The 20,161-nt window shown below is 62.9% G+C and carries 15 protein-coding genes and 1 tRNA gene; 9 read left to right on the top strand and 7 right to left on the bottom strand.

Translation table 11 applies throughout. The features are described from left to right. The first annotated feature begins 1 nt into the window (after position 1). The 6 genes from LQ954_RS07735 (at position 2) to LQ954_RS07710 (ending at position 7,424) form a co-directional block, all read left to right on the top strand. Positions 2-1,315, top strand: coding sequence for a glycosyltransferase family 4 protein (locus LQ954_RS07735; RefSeq protein ID WP_231022550.1), 1,314 nt, complete (start codon positions 2-4; stop codon positions 1,313-1,315). A gap of 66 nt (positions 1,316-1,381) precedes the next feature. Beyond that, positions 1,382-2,197 carry an ABC transporter permease gene (locus tag LQ954_RS07730; protein WP_227770029.1) on the top strand — a complete coding sequence of 272 codons (816 nt, stop codon included), beginning with the start codon at positions 1,382-1,384 and terminating at the stop codon, positions 2,195-2,197. Between the two features lie 52 nt (positions 2,198-2,249). Beyond that, a complete protein-coding gene (locus tag LQ954_RS07725; RefSeq protein WP_231022549.1) occupies positions 2,250-3,425 on the top strand; it encodes a lipopolysaccharide biosynthesis protein in 1,176 nt (391 codons plus the stop codon). A gap of 92 nt (positions 3,426-3,517) precedes the next feature. Next, positions 3,518-4,870 (top strand): capsular polysaccharide export protein, LipB/KpsS family, encoded by a 1,353-nt coding sequence (locus tag LQ954_RS07720; RefSeq protein WP_231022548.1) that lies wholly within the window; start codon positions 3,518-3,520, stop codon positions 4,868-4,870. Continuing rightward, positions 4,867-6,132 (top strand): capsule biosynthesis protein, encoded by a 1,266-nt coding sequence (locus tag LQ954_RS07715; protein ID WP_231022547.1) that lies wholly within the window; start codon positions 4,867-4,869, stop codon positions 6,130-6,132. Before LQ954_RS07720 ends, LQ954_RS07715 begins: the two co-directional genes overlap by 4 nt. Beyond that, a complete protein-coding gene (locus tag LQ954_RS07710) occupies positions 6,123-7,424 on the top strand; it encodes a glycosyltransferase family 4 protein (protein WP_443026605.1) in 1,302 nt (433 codons plus the stop codon). Before LQ954_RS07715 ends, LQ954_RS07710 begins: the two co-directional genes overlap by 10 nt. On the opposite strand, the gene LQ954_RS07705 is transcribed toward LQ954_RS07710, so the two are convergent. Continuing rightward, entirely contained in the window at positions 7,421-8,308 is an 888-nt protein-coding gene (locus LQ954_RS07705; protein WP_227770033.1) for an FkbM family methyltransferase, read from the bottom strand. The genes LQ954_RS07710 and LQ954_RS07705 overlap by 4 nt on opposite strands. A 56-nt stretch (positions 8,309-8,364) precedes the next feature. Next, on the bottom strand, positions 8,365-9,459 hold the full coding sequence (locus tag LQ954_RS07700) for a hypothetical protein (RefSeq protein ID WP_231022546.1): 1,095 nt from the start codon (positions 9,457-9,459) through the stop codon (positions 8,365-8,367). 501 nt (positions 9,460-9,960) lie between these two features. Between LQ954_RS07700 and LQ954_RS07695 the strand changes: the two genes are divergently transcribed. Together LQ954_RS07695 and LQ954_RS07690 are read left to right on the top strand one after the other, a co-directional pair. After that, the gene (locus LQ954_RS07695) at positions 9,961-11,454 is read left to right on the top strand and encodes a glycosyltransferase (RefSeq protein ID WP_231022545.1); all 1,494 of its coding nucleotides are present in this window, start codon (positions 9,961-9,963) and stop codon (positions 11,452-11,454) included. A gap of 97 nt (positions 11,455-11,551) precedes the next feature. Beyond that, positions 11,552-15,826 carry a rhamnan synthesis F family protein gene (locus LQ954_RS07690; RefSeq protein WP_231022544.1) on the top strand — a complete coding sequence of 1,425 codons (4,275 nt, stop codon included), beginning with the start codon at positions 11,552-11,554 and terminating at the stop codon, positions 15,824-15,826. Positions 15,827-16,324: 498 nt separating this feature from the next. Here the strand turns inward: LQ954_RS07690 and LQ954_RS07685 are convergent. After that, positions 16,325-16,401, bottom strand: a tRNA-Arg gene (locus tag LQ954_RS07685). Positions 16,402-16,459: 58 nt separating this feature from the next. Between LQ954_RS07685 and LQ954_RS07680 the strand changes: the two genes are divergently transcribed. Beyond that, complete coding sequence (locus LQ954_RS07680; RefSeq protein ID WP_231022543.1) at positions 16,460-17,203, top strand: queuosine precursor transporter; 744 nt, start codon at positions 16,460-16,462, stop codon at positions 17,201-17,203. Between the two features lie 101 nt (positions 17,204-17,304). Here the strand turns inward: LQ954_RS07680 and purQ are convergent, their stop codons facing one another. The 4 genes from purQ to LQ954_RS07660 form a co-directional block, all read right to left on the bottom strand. Next, positions 17,305-17,970: a phosphoribosylformylglycinamidine synthase subunit PurQ gene (purQ, locus tag LQ954_RS07675; protein WP_231022542.1), complete on the bottom strand. Its 666-nt coding sequence runs from the start codon at positions 17,968-17,970 to the stop codon at positions 17,305-17,307. Next, positions 17,967-18,197 carry a phosphoribosylformylglycinamidine synthase subunit PurS gene (gene purS / locus LQ954_RS07670; protein WP_227770039.1) on the bottom strand — a complete coding sequence of 77 codons (231 nt, stop codon included), beginning with the start codon at positions 18,195-18,197 and terminating at the stop codon, positions 17,967-17,969. The genes purQ and purS overlap by 4 nt, the downstream gene beginning before the upstream one ends. A gap of 79 nt (positions 18,198-18,276) precedes the next feature. Continuing rightward, positions 18,277-19,056, bottom strand: coding sequence for a phosphoribosylaminoimidazolesuccinocarboxamide synthase (gene purC / locus LQ954_RS07665; RefSeq protein ID WP_066778739.1), 780 nt, complete (start codon positions 19,054-19,056; stop codon positions 18,277-18,279). A 129-nt stretch (positions 19,057-19,185) separates the two neighbouring features. Then, positions 19,186-20,049 carry an alpha/beta hydrolase family protein gene (locus LQ954_RS07660; RefSeq protein ID WP_231022541.1) on the bottom strand — a complete coding sequence of 288 codons (864 nt, stop codon included), beginning with the start codon at positions 20,047-20,049 and terminating at the stop codon, positions 19,186-19,188. Between the last annotated feature and the right edge of the window lie 112 nt (positions 20,050-20,161).

The following is a 20,161-nucleotide window of genomic DNA, read 5'->3' as shown; positions in this document are numbered from 1 at the left end:
CATGGGGGACGAGCGTACGACCATCGCAAGCGTCGGCATCGACGGGTTCAACCTGGCGCTGCCACAGGGAACCGGGGTGGCCACCTATGGCTTTGCGCTAGCTCAAGCGGTTCGGTCCCTGGGCCTCTCTGTGGAAGGCTTGTTTTCCGTTCCGGTTGGCCGCGACGCTCGGATGCAGGAGATCCTGTTTTACGAGGCGATGGGGCGGGGGCTGCCGCCAAGGCGCGGGCCGGCGTGGCTGCGTCCAATCCTGCACCGGGCAGCGGTTGCCCGGGGGCTGCGTGTGTCGCAGATTCCGGAAAGCGGTCGGATCGAAAGCGCGGGCTTTGTTGACAGGCTGCCGCGGTTCGACCGGTTATTGAGCAGTGCTCACCTGTTCGAGCATGCCGAGCAGCACTTCCGGCGGACAAGGCGTTTCCTGGAACTGAAAGTCGCCAATCCGCCGTCCATCATGCACTGGACCTATCCGATACCAGTACGTCTTGCGGGCGCCCGGAACCTGTACACCTTGCATGACCTGATCCCTCTGAAACTGCCGTTCGCAACCCTTGACCGAAAGCGGTTCTACCACCGGCTCGTGGAGCGTTGCGTCCGGGACGCGGATCATATCGTCACCGTGTCCGAGTCCAGCCGACGCGACATCATTGAACTGCTTGGCGCACCCGAGGATCGCGTCACCAACACCTATCAGCACACTCCAATGCCGGAGGTTCTGGCCGGCGAGATGGCGGACGTGGAAGCCATCTTCGGCGTGCGACCCTGCGGCTATTTCATGTACTTTGGCGCTATCGAGCCCAAGAAGAACGTGGCAAGGCTGGCGGAAGCCTATCTGTCCACCGACACGCCGCACCCGCTGGTTCTGGTCGGGGCGCGCGGTTGGCAGAAGGATGAGGAACTTCGCCTGATTGACGCCATGAGCCGTCGTGCGGGCAGGGCCGGTGCCCGGATCATCCAGCTGGATTACTTACCGCGACGGCTACTCATGCACCTGGTGCGCAACGCCCGCGCAGTCCTGTTCCCGTCCTTGTACGAGGGGTTCGGGCTACCGGTGCTGGAGGCGATGCAACTCGGCACCCCCGTGATTACGTCGAACCGGGGATCGTTGCCCGAGGTGGCAGGAGACGCTGCGATCATCGTTGATCCCTATGATATTTCCGCTCTGACCGCGGCGATCGCGCGCGTCGACCGCGACCCGGATCTGCGTGCCACGTTGGCGCAGGCAGGGCGCGAACAGGCGGCCCGCTTCTCGCTGAACGAGCATCGGCGGCATCTCCATGCCCTTTACAGCAAGGTGCTGGCGACGCCCCCGCGATGACTGCGCGGTTGCCTCGACGCGCTACGTGGTTTCCGCTAGCGACATCTCACAATTCGGGGCAGAATCATGGCAAGCGTCAGCGAGGATTTGCGATCGCAGCCCGGCGTGATGAGAAAAGGGTTGCGTATCCAGAGCCGCGTCATCGGCGCGTTGATGATGCGCGAGCTTCATACTCGTTACGGCCGTGAGAACATCGGATATTTGTGGCTCATCCTGGAGCCGCTATTTCTCGCCACGGCAGTTGGCCTGATCCACGCGCGTAGCCCGAACCATTTCGGTGGCGACATCAAGCCTGTGCCGGCTGCATTGATTGGATACTGCAACTTCATGACGTTCCGCTCGATGGTGAGCCGAGCCGAGGGTGTGCTCGAGAACAACGTGTCGCTGTTTTACCATCGCACCATCACGCCTTTCGATGTTCTCCTGTCGCGTGGATTGCTCGAACAGGCAGGGACGCTGGTAGCTTTCTGCCTGCTCATGGGGGTGGCGATGGCCACCGGCATTGCCAATCCACCGGAGCGACCGCTGATCTACGTCGCGGGTGTCGCTGCGTTGTTCCTGCTGTCCTGGGGTACGTCCATGGTAGTGTGCGCAATTACGCATGAGCGCCGCACACTCGGCCGAGTGATACATCCGCTCATTTACGTTTTGATGCCCTTGTCCGGGGCTTTCTTCACAATGCACGCCTTGCCGAAACAGGTTCGCGACGTACTGCTCTCGATCCCGTTGGCGCATTGTTACGAGATGATGCGCTACGGCTGGTTCAAGTCTGCCAAGTCCGTTTACATTGATCTTGCGTACCTTGGTGGATGGATTTTAGGCCTGATTTTGCTGGGGCTTCTTTTGCTTTCGGTTACCCGGAAGCGTATCCACATGCCGTGACCGGCGTGGATACACAAAGCACCGTGGGTTGCACGATGAGGGGGAGTTGAGCGTGCACGGTTTCATGACGCCGGCTGATGCGGAAGTTCAGGCCGCGCCGCCCCTGAGCACGCGTGCTCGCCGCCTGTGGAAGCGGTACAAGTGGTTTGCGGTGGTGGTGGTCGCGCCGACCTTGCTTCTGGCGACCTACCTCTATGCCATGGCGTCCGATCAATATGTCTCGGAAGCGCATTTCATCGTTCGCACCCAAGGCGGCAACAATCCTGCCCCCTCGGTGGACGGGATCACAGCCGCGCTCGGCTTCGGCGGGGCCGGGGGCGGAGGAGCTGCGTCCACCGAGGCGCAGAGCGTGGCGGATTACCTGACCTCGCATGACGTCGTTGCCACTCTTCAGAAGCGGCTCAACCTGGTGGCGCTGTTTCGTCGTCGGGAGGCCGATCTCGTCAGCCGGTTGACGGTGGCCCAGCCAACACCGGAATTCCTGCTGCGCTACTATCAGCAGCAGGTCGACGTGTATTTTGACACCGACACCGGCATCACCACGCTGAAGGCGCGGGCCTTCCGTCCGGGCGACGCGTATAATTTGTCTCGCGCGCTTCTGACGCTGGGCGAGCAGCGGGTGAACGAGATGAACATCCGCGGCTTCTCCGACGCGGTCGCCCTGTCACGCCGTCAGCTCGATGAAGCCGAGCGGGCGTTGAGCGACGTGCAAACTCAGCTTACGCGGTTTCGCCAGACCGGGCGCGACGTGGACCCCGCCGGCACCGCGCAGGCACAGATCGCCCTGGTTTCCCGCCTGTCACAGGAACTGTCGGCAGCGCGCGCGCAGCTGGCAACCACCCAATCGCTGATCGGTTCGGACAGCCCGCAGGTTCAGGCACTCAAGCAGCAGATCCGGAGCCTGGAGGGGCAATTGGCGGCGCAGAACGGCCGCCTTGCAGGCGGTGCGAGCACTATCGCGGAGGGTCTGGGCGGCTATGAGCGCTTGCGCATTCAGCAGGAACTGCTCGCCAAGCGCTATGAGGCGGCGGCAGCCACCTATCAGCAGGCGCGGCAGAATGCGGTGCGGCAACAATTGTATGTCGTTCGCGTCGTCGAGCCGAACATGCCGGTGAAGTCGCTCTATCCGAAGCGTGCACTGACCCTGGTCACCGTGCTGTGCGCCCTGCTGGTGGTCTATGCGATTGGCTGGCTGATCGCGGCTGGCGTGCGCGAGCACGCGGCCTGAGGCAGGAGGGAGGATAAGCTGTGGTCGCGACATCGACCGCCCCCCTGCTTCGATCTCCGCCCTTCCCCTGGGTGGGGGAACAAGTAGCTGCGGTGTCGCGGCCCGGCCAGTCCACGCTTCGCGATCCCGATCAGCTCTTTGCCGCCATGCGTGAGAACGGCGTCGGCGGCTCCTTCTGGCTGAGCACTGCGGCCGGAGGTGCGGCCGCGGATGTACTCGAAGGCGGCATTTTGCGGTGGATAGCTCGCGAACCCGGCGAGCCCGACCGCCGAATGGAGGCGATCAGGGCAGTCGAAGCGGCTTGCTATCGCAATCCGTTCAGCGGTGCGCCGTGCGATGCACATGAAGCCGTGAAGATCCTGGCCGACTGGCGCCGCACCTTAAGCGCCAACCGCCCGATCGTTGCTGCAGCGGGCATGAGCGCCTGGAAGCGAGAGGCGATCGGGCGTTTCCTGTGGGATGGTGAAAAGCAGCCGCCGTTTCATTCGGTCGAGCGGGCGCTCAGTTCCGCCAAGGCAGGGGAAGCAATTGCCTATTGGCCGTCTCGCACACCCGCGGACTTTTCAACAAAAGCGAAGCAGGCAGGAGTGGCCGCCTGGCAGATCGAAGATGGTTTTCTGAGGTCTTCGGGGCTCGGTGCGGAGTGCCGGCCGCCATTGTCGATCATCGTGGATCGTACAGGGGGTATTCACTACGATCCGAATGGTGTGAGCGAGATCGAGACCCTGCTCGCAACCTACCACTTCGACGAGCCATTGCTGCAACGGGCGAAGGCGTTACGCGAGCGGATCGTTGCAGCGCGGCTTTGCAAATATGGCGTCGACAAAGACGCGCCGCTGCCGAACTTGCCGACTGGCCGGCGCATCGTGCTGGCGATTGGTCAGGTCGCGGACGATCTGTCAGTGCTGTGTAGTGGCGACGGAGGGATGAGCGGCTTTCTGCGGCGTGTCCGCCAATGCGAGCCGGACGCCTTCATCATCTACCGCCCTCATCCCGACGTAATGGCCGGCCTGCGAGACGGCGTGCTGCCGGGTTCAGAAGACGTGGATCTGATCGATGGTGGCGGATCCCTGCTTGCCTTGCTGGAGAAGGTGCAGGGGGTCCACGTCTTTTCCTCGCAGGCCGGATTTGAAGCATTGCTGCGCGGCGTGACGGTGACCGTTCATGGCGTTCCATTCTACGCCGGATGGGGGCTGACGCGCGATCTCGCTGAGATTCCCGCACGACGCGGGCGGCCGCTTTCAATCGGTGCGTTGGTAGCAGCAGCTTTGATCCTCGCGCCGCGATATCTTGATCCGGAGACTGGGCTGCCCTGTTCTGCCGAAGTCATCGTGGAACGTCTCGCCAAGACGAACAAGCCTGCTTACAGCGCCCTTACGGGCTTCCGGCGCGCCTATGGCGCAGCGCGGCTGGCAGCGCGACATGTTGCACGGGGGCGTTCATGACCGGGGGGGAGCAGCGCCGCTTCTTGTTCCTGCAAGGGCCGCACGGGTCCTATTTCGCACGGCTGGGCGGTGCCTTGTCAGCGCTTGGACATAGCGTGTTTCGAATCAACCTGTGCGGTGGGGATCGGCTGGACTGGCCGGGGCCTGCGGTCGATTATCGAGGTACCCTGCGCTACTGGCCCGTGTTCTTTGATGATTTCATCGTCGATCACGCGATCACGGACGTGGTGCTGTTTGGCGACTGTCGCCCTCATCACTCGAGTGCGCACGGCATGGCCAAGGTTCGTGGCCTGCGCGTCCACGTGCTTGAGGAAGGCTATATCCGCCCGGACTATGTGACCCTGGAAGAGGGTGGGGTGAACGGTCATTCGCGCATGCCGCGCGATCCACTATGGTTTCGGGCGGAGGCGTCGCGCCTGCCGCCGGAGCCGGACCATGAGCCGGTGCCATCCAGCTTCCGTCGGCGGGCCGAGGAAACCATTAGCCATCTGCTCGCCACGATGTTGCTGGCCCCCGCTTATCCATTCTATCGCACGCACCGGCCCAATCACGCGTTGGTCGAGGCCGCCGGCTGGGCCCTATGGGCAGCGAACAACAAACGCGAGCGCAGGCTCTCCCAGCGAACCTTGGCCAAGGTCCTGCCGGAGCGAGAGCAGCACCCGATCTTTCTAGCGCCGCTGCAGCTCAACTCCGATTACCAGTTGCGGGTTCACTCGCCCTTTGGCGATATGCGTGCTGCGCTGCGTTTCATCATCAAGAGCTTCGCACGGGGGGCACCTGCGAACAGCCGACTGCTGGTGAAGCGGCACCCTCTGGACAACGGCCTGACTCCGTGGCGGCGGATCACGCGCAAGCTCGCGCTGCGCTACGGAGTGGAGGACCGGATCTTCTACATTTCCGAGGGCGACGTCGCGAAGCTGCTGCCGCTTGCTGTCGGTGCGGTGATGGTAAACAGCACGGTCGGCACGCTGGCGCTGAATCATGGCGTGCCCGTCGCCGTGCTTGGCCATGCCGTCTATGATGTCGACGGCGTCGTGCACCGCGGCGCGCTGGACGACTTCTGGCCCGATCCCCCAGCGCCTGACGCCGAGTTATGGGCAGCGGTGCGCCGGGTGTTCGTCAATCGATCGCTCGTACATGGTGGGTTCCTGAGCGAAGAGGGGCTGGCGATGCTGGTCGAAAACGCGGTCCCGCGCTTGACGGCGGCGACCCCTGTCACCGCTCGCGTCGATAACGTTACGCGGATTGCGCATTGGCGCTGAAGCCCTTCCGCGCGCCGGCGCAGATGCTTTTCAGCAAGGGGCTGCCCGGTACTGGCCGGCACAGCCGGCGTGCGCACCGGCCAATCGTGTTCGACCTGTCGCGTCTGCTGAGCCGTGCCTATCACCTGACGCCGACCGGCATTGACCGCGTCGAATATGCCTATGCCGTCGAATTGCTGAGGCGAGTGCCGGAGCGGCTGCGCTTCGCCGCAGTGCATCCCGCGGGCGGCTATTACGGGCGGCTGGAGATCGGCGCGGTGCGTCAGTTTCTGGCGTTTACCCAGGCAAGATGGCAGGCGCGGGGTGAGGCGCAAGCGGAAGCGGTGCGAGCCCAGGCCATTCGGCATCTCTTCGCCCTTCGACCCCGAGCGGTGCCGGTGCCGCTCGGGCCGCGTGTGTACCTCCAGGCATCGCCGCACCACCTGGAGGACGGCAAGCTCGTGCGCAGCATCCTTCAAACCGAACGCGCACGGTTCGTGAACCTGGTTCACGACGTGATCCCGCTGACCTACCCAGAATTTGCGCGGCCGAACGGAGCGGCGCAACATGCGCGACGTATCCGTACGATCGACCGGTTTGCCGACGGCATCATCGCGAACTCACAAGCCACGCTGGATGCTCTCCAGCCACATCTAACCGCGCGACCAGGGAGATTGGCCCGCGTCGCGCATTTAGGCTGCGAGTGGAGTGATCCTGTCCCGCCCGCGCCGGATAATGCGCAGGAGAAGCCCTATTTTCTTTGTATCGGCACGATCGAGCCGCGTAAGAATCACCTGCTGCTCCTGAACCTTTGGCGACGCATGGCCGAGAGCATGGGAGATGCGGCGCCGCGTCTCATCCTGATCGGACGGCGCGGTTGGGAGAATGAAAACGTCATCGATCTGCTGGAGCGCTCGGTAGCGCTACGTGGTCATGTAATCGAGCAACCGGATGTGGACGATCGGCAGCTTACGCGTTTGCTGGGCGGCGCCCGTGCGGTGCTGCTGCCGTCCTTTGCAGAGGGCTATGGTATGCCGGTTGCGGAAGCTCTGGCCACGGGCGTTCCAGTAATCTGTAGCGATATAAGCGCGCTCCGCGAGGCGGGGGGTGAATTGCCCGACTACCTGGATCCGCTGGACGGCATGGGGTGGCTGCGAACGATCCTTGATTATGCGCAGCCAAACTCGGCAATGCGGGCAGCGCAATGCGAGCGGATGCGCGGATGGGCTCCAATGAGCTGGAACCGCCACCTGGACATCGTGCTGGACGTCGTCGACTCGGTCGCCGATCACCGGAGGCAAGAGAGCGCTTAGTTCCGGGTGAGAAGCAGCATCTGGTCGTCCACGGGCGAGGCATTCAGAACCTCCTCGCGGGTGCGGCTCTGGATACCGCCTACCAGGTCAACCTCGGCGAGATGAAAGCCGTGCCCGAGTATTTCCTCGAGGAATGAGGCAGGGTCATTGTAGCGGACAGCCGCGAATTCCAGCAGGATCGTCAGCGGCCGTTCTCGCGACAGGATGCCGCTTAGTCCTTTCCAGATCTCCTGCTCCGCTCCCTCCGCATCAATCTTGATGAAATCTGCGTTGAGTGCGCCAGGGATCTCGTCCGCGCGTTTCAGCGCGACTTCCACCATTCCTGGCCCGCGCGTGCCTTGCACGACATGGGCGTTCTTGGGCTCGTTCCGCGGAACGTCCAGCACGGCGGAACCGGTCTTATCGCCGAGCGCGACTTCGAAAACCGTGGTGCGCCTGTCAAAGCCGTTCACCGCAACTGTGCGGCGGAGCAGCTCTGCAATGGGCGGATTGGGTTCAAAGGAGAGCAGTTTGCCCTGCGGTCCGACGAGGTCGGCCATCAGCACGGAGAAGTAGCCGCAATGGGCGCCGACATCGAGCACGGTCATGCCTGGTTTGACCAAGCCGACAATGGCTTCGGTGTTCCACATCTCCCAATAGCCATCGAGCATTAGATGGCTGGCGACACCCACGTCCCGTGTGTCGACGTACATCTTGTAGCGGCCAAGAATGCGGCAGATCGCGATGTGATCGCCCAGATAGGCAGTTTGGCACAAGCCGCGGATGACCGCTTCGTGCCGCCAGCGATCGCCGGATCGTAACGCCCAAATGTCGAAGATGGCGCCCTGCGCTTCGCCCTGGCGGCGAATGTCCGCGGGGCTGGCTTGGTGATCCAGGAAGCGCATCGCTCGTCCTTAGCTCGCGGCCGGAACTTCGGAAATACGAAGTGTGCCCGTTGGCGTCACGTGATCATGTTCTCCGTCGAAGAGCGGACCACCAGACCGAACGGGACCGACCCGCCTGCTGTGTCGCCGTGGCGTAGCTGAGCAGCAATATGGCCGAAGGCGGCAATGCCTAAAACAATCCGATTTAGACCATGCTGGTCCAAGTGCGGACCGGTGTTGACGATCAGCAGGGCCAGACCGCCCGGCCGCAAACGGGCCAGCATGTCCTCAATCGTTGCGAGCGCCTGCGCGGAGCCGCACGACCCAAGCACCGTACTGCGTGCGTAGATGAAGTCGAAGCCAACGCCTTCCTCCGGCGCCCTGAAACGAGCGGCGCAGGCGGACTCAATGGTAGCGCCCGAGCCTACGGCGACGGTCTCGATGATGCATCCCGCGTCTTGCGCGACTGCGGCGACTGGGTCGGGTCCAGCGGACAGGGCGAGTCCCCGCGCACCGGCTTCAAGCCGGCCGTATTGTTCCAGGACGCGCAGGATATAGGCTGATTCCCAGCGCTCGATCACCGCTCCGCCATTGGTGAGCAGGGCGCTTAACCGATGAAAGTCTGGCTCCCGCGTTTGATCCGGCGTGAAGCCCTGAGACACTGGCCAGGCGAGCTGCGGTGAGTCGCTGCTGATCATTGCACTCGCCCGGCGCGCCTTGAGACGTCCGAACAGGCTGCGCGCCCGGGATGGGTCATCGCGTTCGCCCTGTCGTCCGGCGATGGCAACAGCGATGCCGTGAGCGTGCGCGTCACATTCGCCAAACACATATCCCGTAATGGCGTAGGTGGCCCCCGCCACCGCGTCGAAAGGTAGCTTGATGGTCCGAGGCGCTCTCGCCAAGGAGGGGAGAAGCGCGGTCACCTTCCCGCGCTCGGTCACCGCCGGCTTTCCGGCTGGGAAGTGCTGAAAGATGCGGACCGCAATCATGCCGGTATCCGCAACAAGATCATCAAAAGAGATTTCGGCCACCGCTGGCCCGGTGGGTACCGACACATAAGAGGTGTGGAAGACGTAATTCGCATCGTCGCTCTTCTCACGTCCGCCGAGCGAGCGAATGCGGCTGCGCTTGGCCGGCCAGTAGCCAAAGGGATCGAGCGTCTGGGCGGTCATGCTGGAACCGTAGGCGAGCGAATGATCCGGTGGCAATCGTCGGAGCTGCCTTGTCACCTCATAACGGCTGGGCCATGCACAAGCGATGTGGGAGCGATCATGACGCGCTGGGCACGACCAGATCCTCGAGCAAACCTACAAGCGGTCGTGCCAGCCCTTGAGCCATTGCCGGAGCAGGCGGGCTCTCATGTGGCGCCAAAGCGCGCGCGGAATCGGTCCGAGCAGCTTTCCGAGGTGGAGGAGAAGCTTCGACCGGCTGAGCGCTGGCAGAAGATCATGGCGCTAGCGGAGGCGCTTGCGAGTGAGCGCTTTGCGAAAGAGACACTCGCTGCAGGTTTGGCCTATCCAGTTGCGGCTTATGATCAGTTCCGTCGGGACGTGGCGATACGCCCACCCCCTCCGATAGAAGGGCGGCGGCCCCCGGTCACCGTGCTTGTGGATGCACGGCGGTCTGCTCCCTTTCTGTTGCGTGCGACGTTGCGAAGCTTGCAGGATCAGTCGGTGAGTGACTGGTCGGCCCGGGTGCTGGCGTCCACGGAATTGGGCGAGGGGCCCGTCGCGTCCTTTGCAGAAACGGACCCCAGGATAGAGTTCGTGAGTGGCGATGCAGTCGCGCCCGCCGGTGCCGGCCCTCTGGTGCTCCTGGATGCGGGCACGGTCCTTGATCCCGAAGCGCTGGCGTGGCTGACATTCGCGTTGATCCGCACTGGAGCAGGGGCGGTTTACGCCGACCATGATCACGGCGTGGCGGATCCGGGGTTGCGCATGCTGCGCGCGGACCCGGTGCTGTTCGGCACGTATGACGAAGCCCTGATCTCCGAAGGCATCGTTCCGCCCGTCGTCGCGCTCGCCGCGCCGGTGGTGGATATGGGATATGGTGGGGCGGAGCTTCGCAAGCGGGCTCTGCTCGATGTCGCCCGCGGCGGCAGGGTTGCCCATGTTCCCCGTTTGCTTGCGACGCAGGTGAGCTTGCCCCTGATCGCCAGGACCGGGCGCGCCGAGCCGGAAGATGCAAGGCCGGGCCGACTTTCTCCCGAGGTGCATTCCCCAGCAATCCGCCCTACGCCCACACCCCGAAGCGATCGGATCGCGGTCGTCATCCCTACCCGAGATAACGCCGGCCTGCTCGGTCGCGCGATTGATGCGCTGCGAGCAACCGCACGGCAGCCGGACCGGTTGGATATCGTCGTGGTCGACAACCGCAGCGTGAAGGCGGACACCGCGGCGTTGTTCGATCGCCTGGCGGCGGATGGTGCAGCGCGCGTCCTGCGATTCGACTCGCCCTTCAACTGGTCGTTGGCATCGAACATGGGAGCGGCGGCGAGTGACGCTCCGCTTATCGTCTTCATCAACAACGACGTCGAGATGTTGTCGACCGGCTGGGATGATCTCGTCGCCGATGGCCTGAGCCGTCCCGACGTCGGCGCAGTAGGCGCTCGGCTGCTTTACCCGGACCGGACCATTCAACACGCAGGCATTGCCTTCGGGTTCGGACCTGGCGGAACCGAACATGAGGGCAGGGGCGTTCCAGCGGCAGATCCAGGGCCTGGGCGCCGCTACGTGGTCACCCATGCCGTATGCGCACTCACCGGGGCCTTTCTCGCGGTCCGGCGTTCCGACTTCAACCAACTCGGCGGATTCGACGCGGCTCGACTGATGGTGGCGCACAGTGACGTCGACCTATGTCTGAGACTGCGCGAACTCGGGAGAGTCATCCTTTACTGCCCGGCGATCGAAGCCATCCATCACGAGGGGGCTACGCGAGGTCGCAACCAGACGCAGGCTGCGATCGCATGGGACGAAGGTGAGCGCCTGGACCTGCTCGATCGTTGGGGAGAGGCGTTGGCCGATGACCCCGGCATCAGTCCGTACTGGCGGAGAGATGACAAACCGTTCGAATTGTTGAGAGAGCCGACGATCCGCGAAATTCTGAAGCAGATCGATCGGAGCGCCAGTCGCCATCCCTGGCAGGTGCATCGTTCTGCCCCGACATGAACCCGTTTCCCCCGCCGCGACACTCGAAGGCCGCTTAACACCATAGCACATATCGATTAGCTCGTATGAGGGGGCAGTCGACGGGAACGGGGGAATAATGGTCCGCAGCTATTTCGCGCGTGCGGCGGCGGTGCTCGGACTGCCGGGCGGCCGATCGCCAGCGAACGCCAAATATCGGCTGCTGGGCGACAAGGCGCGCGACCATGGCGACTGGGCATCGGCCGCAGGGCATTATCGGTCGTACTTGGAGGCGGATCCGAACAGTTTTGCGATCTGGGTGCAGCTTGGCCACGCGTTGAAGGAGTCAGGCGACCCAGCGGGGGCAGAGGAGGCCTATCTTCAAGCACAGCTTCTGCAGCCAGACGACTCCGACCTGGCGCTGAACCTCGGGCATTTGATGAAGTCCTTGCGCAAGCTGCGCGAAGCAGAAGGATATTACGCGCGCAGTTTTCAGATCGACGGAAATCTCTCGGCGCGTACCGAGCTGGAATCGCTCGGGATAACGCCTGAACGCAATCTTGCCGCTCAGCGTGGACGGGGCGGAAGACGCATGGTGGGCAGCGTCGACCAGGTCGAGGGGCAGGTGGTGCGTGGCTGGGCCGTGGAGCCCGAGCCGGCGCGTAGGCCTGCCGAAATCGAGATTGTAACTCTGGATGGGCGAGTCATTGGCTCGGGCACGGCGACTCAGTTTCGCGCAGATGTGACGGACGCTGGTTTCACGGACGGGCCGGCCGGGTTCACCATATTCGTCGATGCGGAGGACCTCGCTGGTGAGGCAGTGCGCGCAGATGTGCGGCTGCGTTCGACGGGCGACCTCCTGGATGGCTCCCCTCTGACGATCACGTTTCCCAGCTCTGTGGAAGCGGACTTGACTCGGCACGTCACTGCCGCCCGCCACGTCGTCGCCAAGCCGCTCGTCGGTGTCGGCGGCGAACATGCGATCTTCGTGGCTTACGCCGCAACCGGAATGCTTCAGCCTTTCGTGCGCGGCTTTTTGCGGATTCTGCGCGAACAAGGTATTTCGGTGTCGCTGGTCGTCAACTGCGATCGGCCGATGGTCCTTGATGATGAACTGCTGGAGACGGTGTCCAGCGCCGTGGTCCGCGAAAACAAAGGTTATGATTTCGGCGCGTGGGCGCACATGCTGAGGCTGGAGCCGCGTCTGTATGCCGCGGAATGCCTGTACATCATCAATGACAGTATCGTAGGTCCGAGTAGCAAGGCCGGCTTTGCCGAGCTGATCGGGCGGATACGGAAGAGTTCTGTTGATCTACTTGGCCTGACAGAGTCGCTTGAGCGTGGCTGGCATCTGCAAAGCTACTTCCTGCGTGTCAGCGGGCCATTATTGGCCTCCTATGCCTTTCAATTGTTCGTGAACTCCGTTGAGGTGATCTCGGACAAGGACGCCATCATCAACCGATATGAGGTGCCGCTCGCGCAGCGCGTCTGCGAAGCCGGTTTCTCCGCCGACAGCATCTTCAAGGTCGACCAGGCTCGCAACCCGACCTTGTTTGCCTGGAAGCGGCTTCTTCAAGCCGGGTTCCCGTTCGTGAAATGCTCCCTGCTGCGGAACGGGTTTGCGCACGTTTCCACCGACGGTCTAGAGAGTGAGTTGAGGCGCGCCGGCTTTGATGGCGACATGATCGAAGCGGCTTCGGATTATTACACAGACGAGCCGCTTCCCGGTGCCGGCTATCCATTACTCGCCCGACCCGTGCCGAGTGGTGGGGGCAGCCATGTGCCCAGCAAGCCATATAAAGTCGCGTTCTATGGCCCCTGGAATTACGACAATGGCCTGGGAGCGGCGAGCAGGGGCATCATCGCTGCCATTCGCCAAGCGGGCGTGCGGCTGAACCTGCATCCGATCCGCAAAGCGTTCCACGTTCATAAGCCGCTGGTTCCGCCCCACGACGTGATCGACTTCGCCGGCCCGGCCGACGTTGCGATTGTTCATCTGAATCCTGATTCCTGGCACCTGCTGACCGACGATCAGCGAAGGGACGTCAGCCAAGCCCGGCATCGCGTTGGTTATTGGGTATGGGAGATGGAGCAGCTGCCTGCGGCATGGCACCAGGACTTTGCATCTGTTGACCGGATCTGGGCTCCCAGCAGCTACAATGCCGAGGTCTTTGCGGCGGAAGAGCAAGCGCCCGTTGATGTGATCCCCCATGTGGTGCCGGTCGCTGGTGACTTCCTCGGCGCTGTCTCATCTATTCGCACGACGTTGCAGCTTCCAGCAGATCGCCGCCTGATCCTGTACGTGTTCGACGGCGCGAGTTACCTCGTTCGAAAGAACCCGGCCGCGCTCGTCCATGCGTTTGCGGCATCCGGCCTGTCCGCACGCGGCTGGACTCTCGTTCTCAAGACCAAGCACCTTATGGATCGTCCTGGCGAGGGACGGGCACTGGCCGCTCTTGCCGAGGCGACCGACGGCGTCATCCTGCTTGATAGATCGCTGACGAGTCATGAACTGTCTGACCTGATCGCGTCGTGCGACATCTATGCTTCGCCGCATTGTTCGGAGGGCTTCGGGCTGACGGTTGCCGAGGCGATGGCGGCCGGACGGATGGTCGTGGCAACCGACTATAGCGGCACAAGGCAGTTCCTCGACGGCTCATGCGGCTTCCCCGTCCGCGCGGAAACGTGGACGCTGGATGAAGATTTCGGACATTACTCGCGCGGCGGAACTTGGGCGCGTGTGGATCAGGCCGCACTGGCGGAGGCGTTAGTAGTTGCCGCAGAACGCGTGGATGCGGGCGATCGAACCATGGGAGACGCTGCGCGCGCGCGCGTCGCCGAAACGCTTTCGATCGAAGCAGTTGGCGCTGCTATCGCGAAGAGCTTGGATGCAGTGGTTTCTGGCGCTGAGGCCGTTCGTCATCCGCTGCCCAGGATAGAGGAAGGCGTATCAGGTACGCCCCTGTCCGACCTGACCGGGCGTGGGGAGGCGGGTACGAGTGCGCTCCAGGTGCTGTCGCTGGCGGCAGGATCGCTCACCCCAGCGAGTGACGGCCTCGCCCACATCCCCAATGACCGCAATGTCTGGTTATTGATCGCTCCGGAAGATGCGAGCTTTCATCCAAGAACCGGCACTATCATCGCACGGCACGCTGCCGCCCGACCCGACGTATCTCTTTTCTATGCCGACGACGTCGCTTTTGGCGAGGCCACGCTGCAGCAGCAGGTTCGCCTGAAGCCTGCCTTCGACCGCACCCTGTTTGCCGCTCAGGATTATATCGGTGCACCGGTATTTATCCGGGGTTCGGCGCTGCACGAGGTCGGCGGGTTGCGCCCGGAGCTTGGGGATGCGGCCGTGTATGACTTGGTACTGCGGGCGGCCGAGAACGGCTTGTCGATCGGCGGCATATCAGACGTACTGATGGTGCAGGGCGGTCGGCGCAGTGCTGCGCCGGCATCCGCCCGCCGCGCCTTGCTTGAGCGGTCGCCGCTCTACGCCGGCTATTCGGTGGCCGATGGGCGCGCTCCTGAATCACTGCAGCTCTCAGCGCGTTTCGAGGGCGAGTTTCCTAATGTCACCTTGTGCATCCCGACCAAGCGTACGCCCGTAGAGGATGGCACGGGCACGTACATCGAGCGGCTGCTCCTAAGTCTTGCCGATGTGGAATGGCCGTCCGGCCGCCTGACGGTACTGGTTGGAGACGACGTTTCCGGCACCCCATCTTGGGCGCTCACCGACTGGCCCTTCACTTTGCAGAGGATCGAAACTTTGCGAGGTGAGGATGAACCTTTCAACTTTGCCGCCAAGATGAACCAGCTGTGGCAGGCTGCTGACAGCGAACTTGTCATCATGCTCAATGATGATGTCGTGGCGCTCGACCAAGGCTGGCTGAGGGCTCTCGCCGGCTTTGCGATGGACCGAGACGTGGGCGCTGTAGGACCGCGCTTGCTTTACGATGACGGCACGATCCAGCACGCCGGGATCTACGGCGGCGTCCTTGGTACCAGCGTTCACGCGTGGTTGGGAGCACGGGCGTCGAGCCCGACGTACCAAGATTGGGCGGTCACCCAGCGCGAAGTCTCCATGGTAACGGGGGCGGTGCTGGCAACTCGCCGCAGCGTTCTTGCGGCTGTCGGCGGGTTCGATGAAAGGTTCAGTCTGGAGTTCAACGACACGGATCTTTGCCTCAAGATGCGGCAGCAGGGATATCGGATCGTGTACAATCCTTCCGCTGAGCTCATTCATTCGGAAAAGAAATCTCGCGGCGTAACGGTGCCACCCGGGGAGCAGTTGGCGCTGTTCCTCGCACGCTGGAACGATTGGCTGAGGGATGATCCGGCGCTCCCTCGCCGTATGCGTCGCGATATGCTGGACCTGACGCCCTCTGTCGGCGCAGCCGATTGGTTCGTTTGAGGGCGCAATCTCGACCGTCTACCGCTACGTGGGAAGCCGCATGGCGATTCAGCATGTTGCGTTCGGGAGAGGCGCGTCGCTTCATGTCGCGAGCGAGGCAAAGCTCCCGAGCAGCTTGAGCGGCGGCGGACGGAGGCTCGGCTCCTGCCGCCTGCTCTATTTGCAATGGTTGTAGGCGTCGCTCTCTACAGGAGAGTCGTTCGTCCGGGTTGAGTCAGCTATCTGGCGCGACGTGCGAGAAAAAGGATGCTGCTCATCGTTGCTACCGCGCCGATGCCAGCCGCGGCGAACAGAACCGTATTTGCTGCTTCCATAACCCTCTCCTGAAATCGCCGGCTTTCCGGTCCTATGCTTTCCAGACTGGCTTGGTGAGCTGTCACACGCAAGAGCGGGAAGCGAACTTTATAGCTGGTATATGGCGATAGCCCGCGGCACTTGGCCGTCGCTGACATCCATTCCGATGCGTGGCGATTGCGGATGGAAAGGGTAAGTCGCGTTTGGCGCGCCCGGCTGGATTCGAACCAGCGGCCCCAAGCTTAGAAGGCTCGTGCTCTATCCAACTGAGCTACGGGCGCGCACCGGGGCGTGTTAGCGTGGATTGCGGGCAAGCGAAACCGTCGGCATGATCTTCGAATGACCGAGGGGGCAAAACCGAACCGCGTTTCGGCACGTACGCTGCGTGGGCAAAGCCTGCGATACTACGACTTTGTCATGGCGGCGTTCGTTGCAGTGCTTTTGCTCTCCAACGTGCTCGGGGCTGGCAAGGTCGCGCAGATCTGGTTGCCTGGGGTCGGATACTGGCCGTTCGGCGCGGGCATCCTGTTTTTCCCGGTCAGTTACGTGATCGGTGACGTGCTGACCGAAGTGTACGGCTATGCCCGTGCGCGGCGCGTGATCTGGGCCGGCTTCGCGGCGACCGTGTTCATGGCGTTGATGGCCTGGGTGGTCGTTGCTCTGCCCCCGGCGCCGGACTGGACCAATCAACAGGCCTATGAGGCGGTGTTCGGCCAGGTGCCGAGAATCGTTTTTGCCAGCATGTGCGCATTCTGGGCGGGCGAGTTCGTCAATTCGTATGTTCTGGCCAGGCTGAAGGTGGCGACGGGCGGGCGGCACCTGTGGATGCGGACCATCGGATCAACCGTCGCGGGGCAGGGAGTCGACAGCCTCATATTCTATCCGCTCGCGTTTCTTGGTGCGGAGGGGTGGACTACCGGCCTCGTAGTGACGGTGCTCTTTACTCAATGGGTCCTGAAAGTGTCATGGGAGGTGCTCCTGACGCCGTTCACCTATGTGGTCGTTGGATCTCTGAAGCGAGCGGAAGGCGTGGACGTCTTCGACGAGGGAACGGACTTCAACCCGTTTGGCACTCGCGTTTGATTGGCGGTCGCTCAGAGATCTTGATCGAGATGCTGAGCTCAGGGCGGGAGCGCGTTCTGGTGAGCAATCCCGTAGGCGCGCTGACCCGCGCGCGCCCTCGATCAGCTGACGAGATCTAGCAATCCCTCAAACAGGCGGCGCCCTTCGGTTCCGCCATGCGCGCCCTCGATCCGACGTTCCGGATGGGGCATCATGCCAAGCACATTGCCAGCGTCGTTCAGGATGCCCGCAATCCGCCGGGCCGAACCGTTGACCTCTTCGGCATAGCGAAACGCGACTCGGCCCTCGCCCTCTAGGCGGTCGAGCGTCTCCTGATCGGCGACGTAATTACCGTCGTGGTGAGCGACTGGGATCTTGATCGTTTCCCCGGCCGCGTAACGACTCGTGAAGGTGCTCTGAGCATTTTCCACCGTCAGAGCGACGTCCCGACACACGAAGTTGAGCCCCGAATTGCGCATGAGTGCGCCAGGGAGCAGGCCTGATTCGGTGAGGATCTGAAAGCCGTTGCACACGCCTAGGACCGGAACGCCGGCAGCCGCCTTGTCCGCCACCGCCCGCATGATGGGAGAACGGGCTGCCATGGCGCCCGAGCGCAGGTAATCGCCGTAGGAAAACCCCCCGGGGACCGCGATCAAACCCACGCCATCGGGAAGTTCCGTGTCGCCATGCCACACCATGTCCGGCTTCTTGCCGGTGACTTCCTCCAGCGCCACGGCGAGATCACGATCGCAGTTGGAGCCGGGGAAGACAACGACCGCGGATTTCATGCGCGTTCGATCCGGTAGTTCTCGATCACCGTGTTCGCCAGCAGCTGGCGGCACATGGCGTCGATCTGTGCATCGTCCGTCGAGTCAGCAACGTCGAGCTCGATGAGCTTGCCGACGCGGGCGCCTTCAACGCCGGTGAAGCCGAGGCCGGACAGGGCGTGTTCGATCGCCTTGCCCTGGGGGTCGAGGACACCGGGCTTTAGCGTTACGTAGATGCGCAGCTTCATGAGGTGCCCGCTATTCCAACCGCCCACGGATCGCAACCTCCTCGCGCGTGAGGCGGCGAAGCCGCAAGCGGATCTGCCATTATTTTCCGCGACGTTCCCGATGCTCGGCCATGTCGAGGATCGCCGTCTCGCCACCTTCGGGCAGCAGGCCAAGACGGCGTGCAACCTCTTGATATGCCTCAACTTCGCCGCCCAGATCACGGCGGAAGCGATCCTTGTCGAGCTTCTCGTTAGTGGTCATGTCCCAAAGCCGGCAGCCGTCCGGGCTAATCTCGTCAGCCAGGATGATCCGGCCGTAGTCATTGTCCCAGATGCGCCCGAACTCGAGCTTGAAGTCGACCAAGCGGATGCCGATGCCGGCGAACAAGCCTGACAGGAAGTCGTTCACCCGGATCGCCAGGTCAGCGATGTCGTGCATCTCGTCCTGACTAGCCCAGCCGAAGGCGGCGATATGTTCGTCCGAGATCATCGGGTCGCCGAGCGCGTCGTCCTTGTAGCAATACTCAAGGATTGTTCGCGGCAGCTGCGTACCTTCCTCAATGCCAAGACGCTTGCTGAGGGATCCCGCGGCCACGTTCCGCACGATCACTTCGATGGGGACTATTTCCACCTGCCGGATCAACTGCTCGCGCATGTTCAGCCGGCGAATGAAGTGAGTCGGAACGCCGATATTGCCGAGGAGCGTGAAGATATGCTCCGAAATGCGATTGTTCAGGACGCCCTTGCCGTTGATCGTACCCTTTTTCTGGGCGTTGAAAGCAGTTGCGTCGTCCTTGAAATACTGAATCAAGGTGCCGGGCTCAGGCCCCTCATAGAGGATCTTCGCCTTGCCTTCGTAGATCTGCCGGCGCCGCGCCATTGCATCACCCCTGAAATGGACAGCCCCGGCGAACGCGACGGATAGCGGCGCGGCCGGGGCGGGAATGGCGAGCCGTATAAGGGAAGGGTCGCTGCGGTGCAATCACGCGAGCATTCTTCCCGGGCACGCTCACTGTTGCGAAAGCTTCAGCGCGGTGCGGATCAGCTGTTTGGTTCGCAGCCAAGCGTCGGTGCCAGGCGTGACCAGCTCCACATGACCCGTGGCAGGTACCGTGACGAGATCCACCTGATCCCCGGCAGCCCGTGCGCGCTCAACGTAATCCGTGGCCATTCGATAAGGGATAATGCGGTCCTCTCGTCCATTGACCAGCGTTTGCGGCATGCCGAGGGGAAAGAGCCGGGGCACGGACGTATCGGCATAAGGGTCTGCGCGTCCTGACCCGACAAGCTTTTCGACCACCGCGATGCCGCAGCCATTGTCAGGGCTCCTGGCGGTTGCCTCCAGGTCGGGCAGCCCGCCAAGGCTTATCACTTCGCTGAGTGCCAGTGGATCGGTGGTGTGAAGCGGGCTGCCAGTCGGTAACCTGCGCCGAGCCGCCAACCAAAGCGCGAGGTGTCCGCCAGCCGAATGGCCAACGGCTACGACGCGGCGCGTGTCGAGCCGGAAATGTGCCGCATGTACCGCGAGTTGATCGGCAGCTTTCGCAACATCTAGGAAGGTGCCGGGATAGCCCCCGCCGGCGCGGTCTACGCCGCGATAGTCGATGTTCCAGACCGCGATGCCATCTGCTCGAAGGTCGCCTGCGATCCAGTCCATGATCTTTCGATCGGCGATCGAGGTCTGCCAACAGCCGCCATGAACCATGAGCACGACCGGATGGGCGCCGGACCCGGCCGGGACCCACACATCGACCTTCTGCATGTGATCGTCACCATAAGTGATCGTTGCGTCCGGTGTAGGGCGGGGCCGGCTGGAAAGATCATCCCAAGTCAGAGGCTTGAAGCGGGTTGTTGCGGGTTCGGCGAAGGACATGGTGGCGGAACATGGCGCCGACAGCAGGGCACAGGCAAGCAGGATCCAGCGCGAATGTTGAGAAAGTTGAGACAACCGCGAGGTTCGAGTTCCCGACAACGGACGAGCGGAT

The sequence above is a fragment of the Sphingomonas sp. IC-11 genome (assembly GCF_021043365.1).
Classification (GTDB): Bacteria; Pseudomonadota; Alphaproteobacteria; order Sphingomonadales; family Sphingomonadaceae; genus Sphingomonas.
This window is presented reverse-complemented; position numbering and strand designations above follow the sequence as displayed.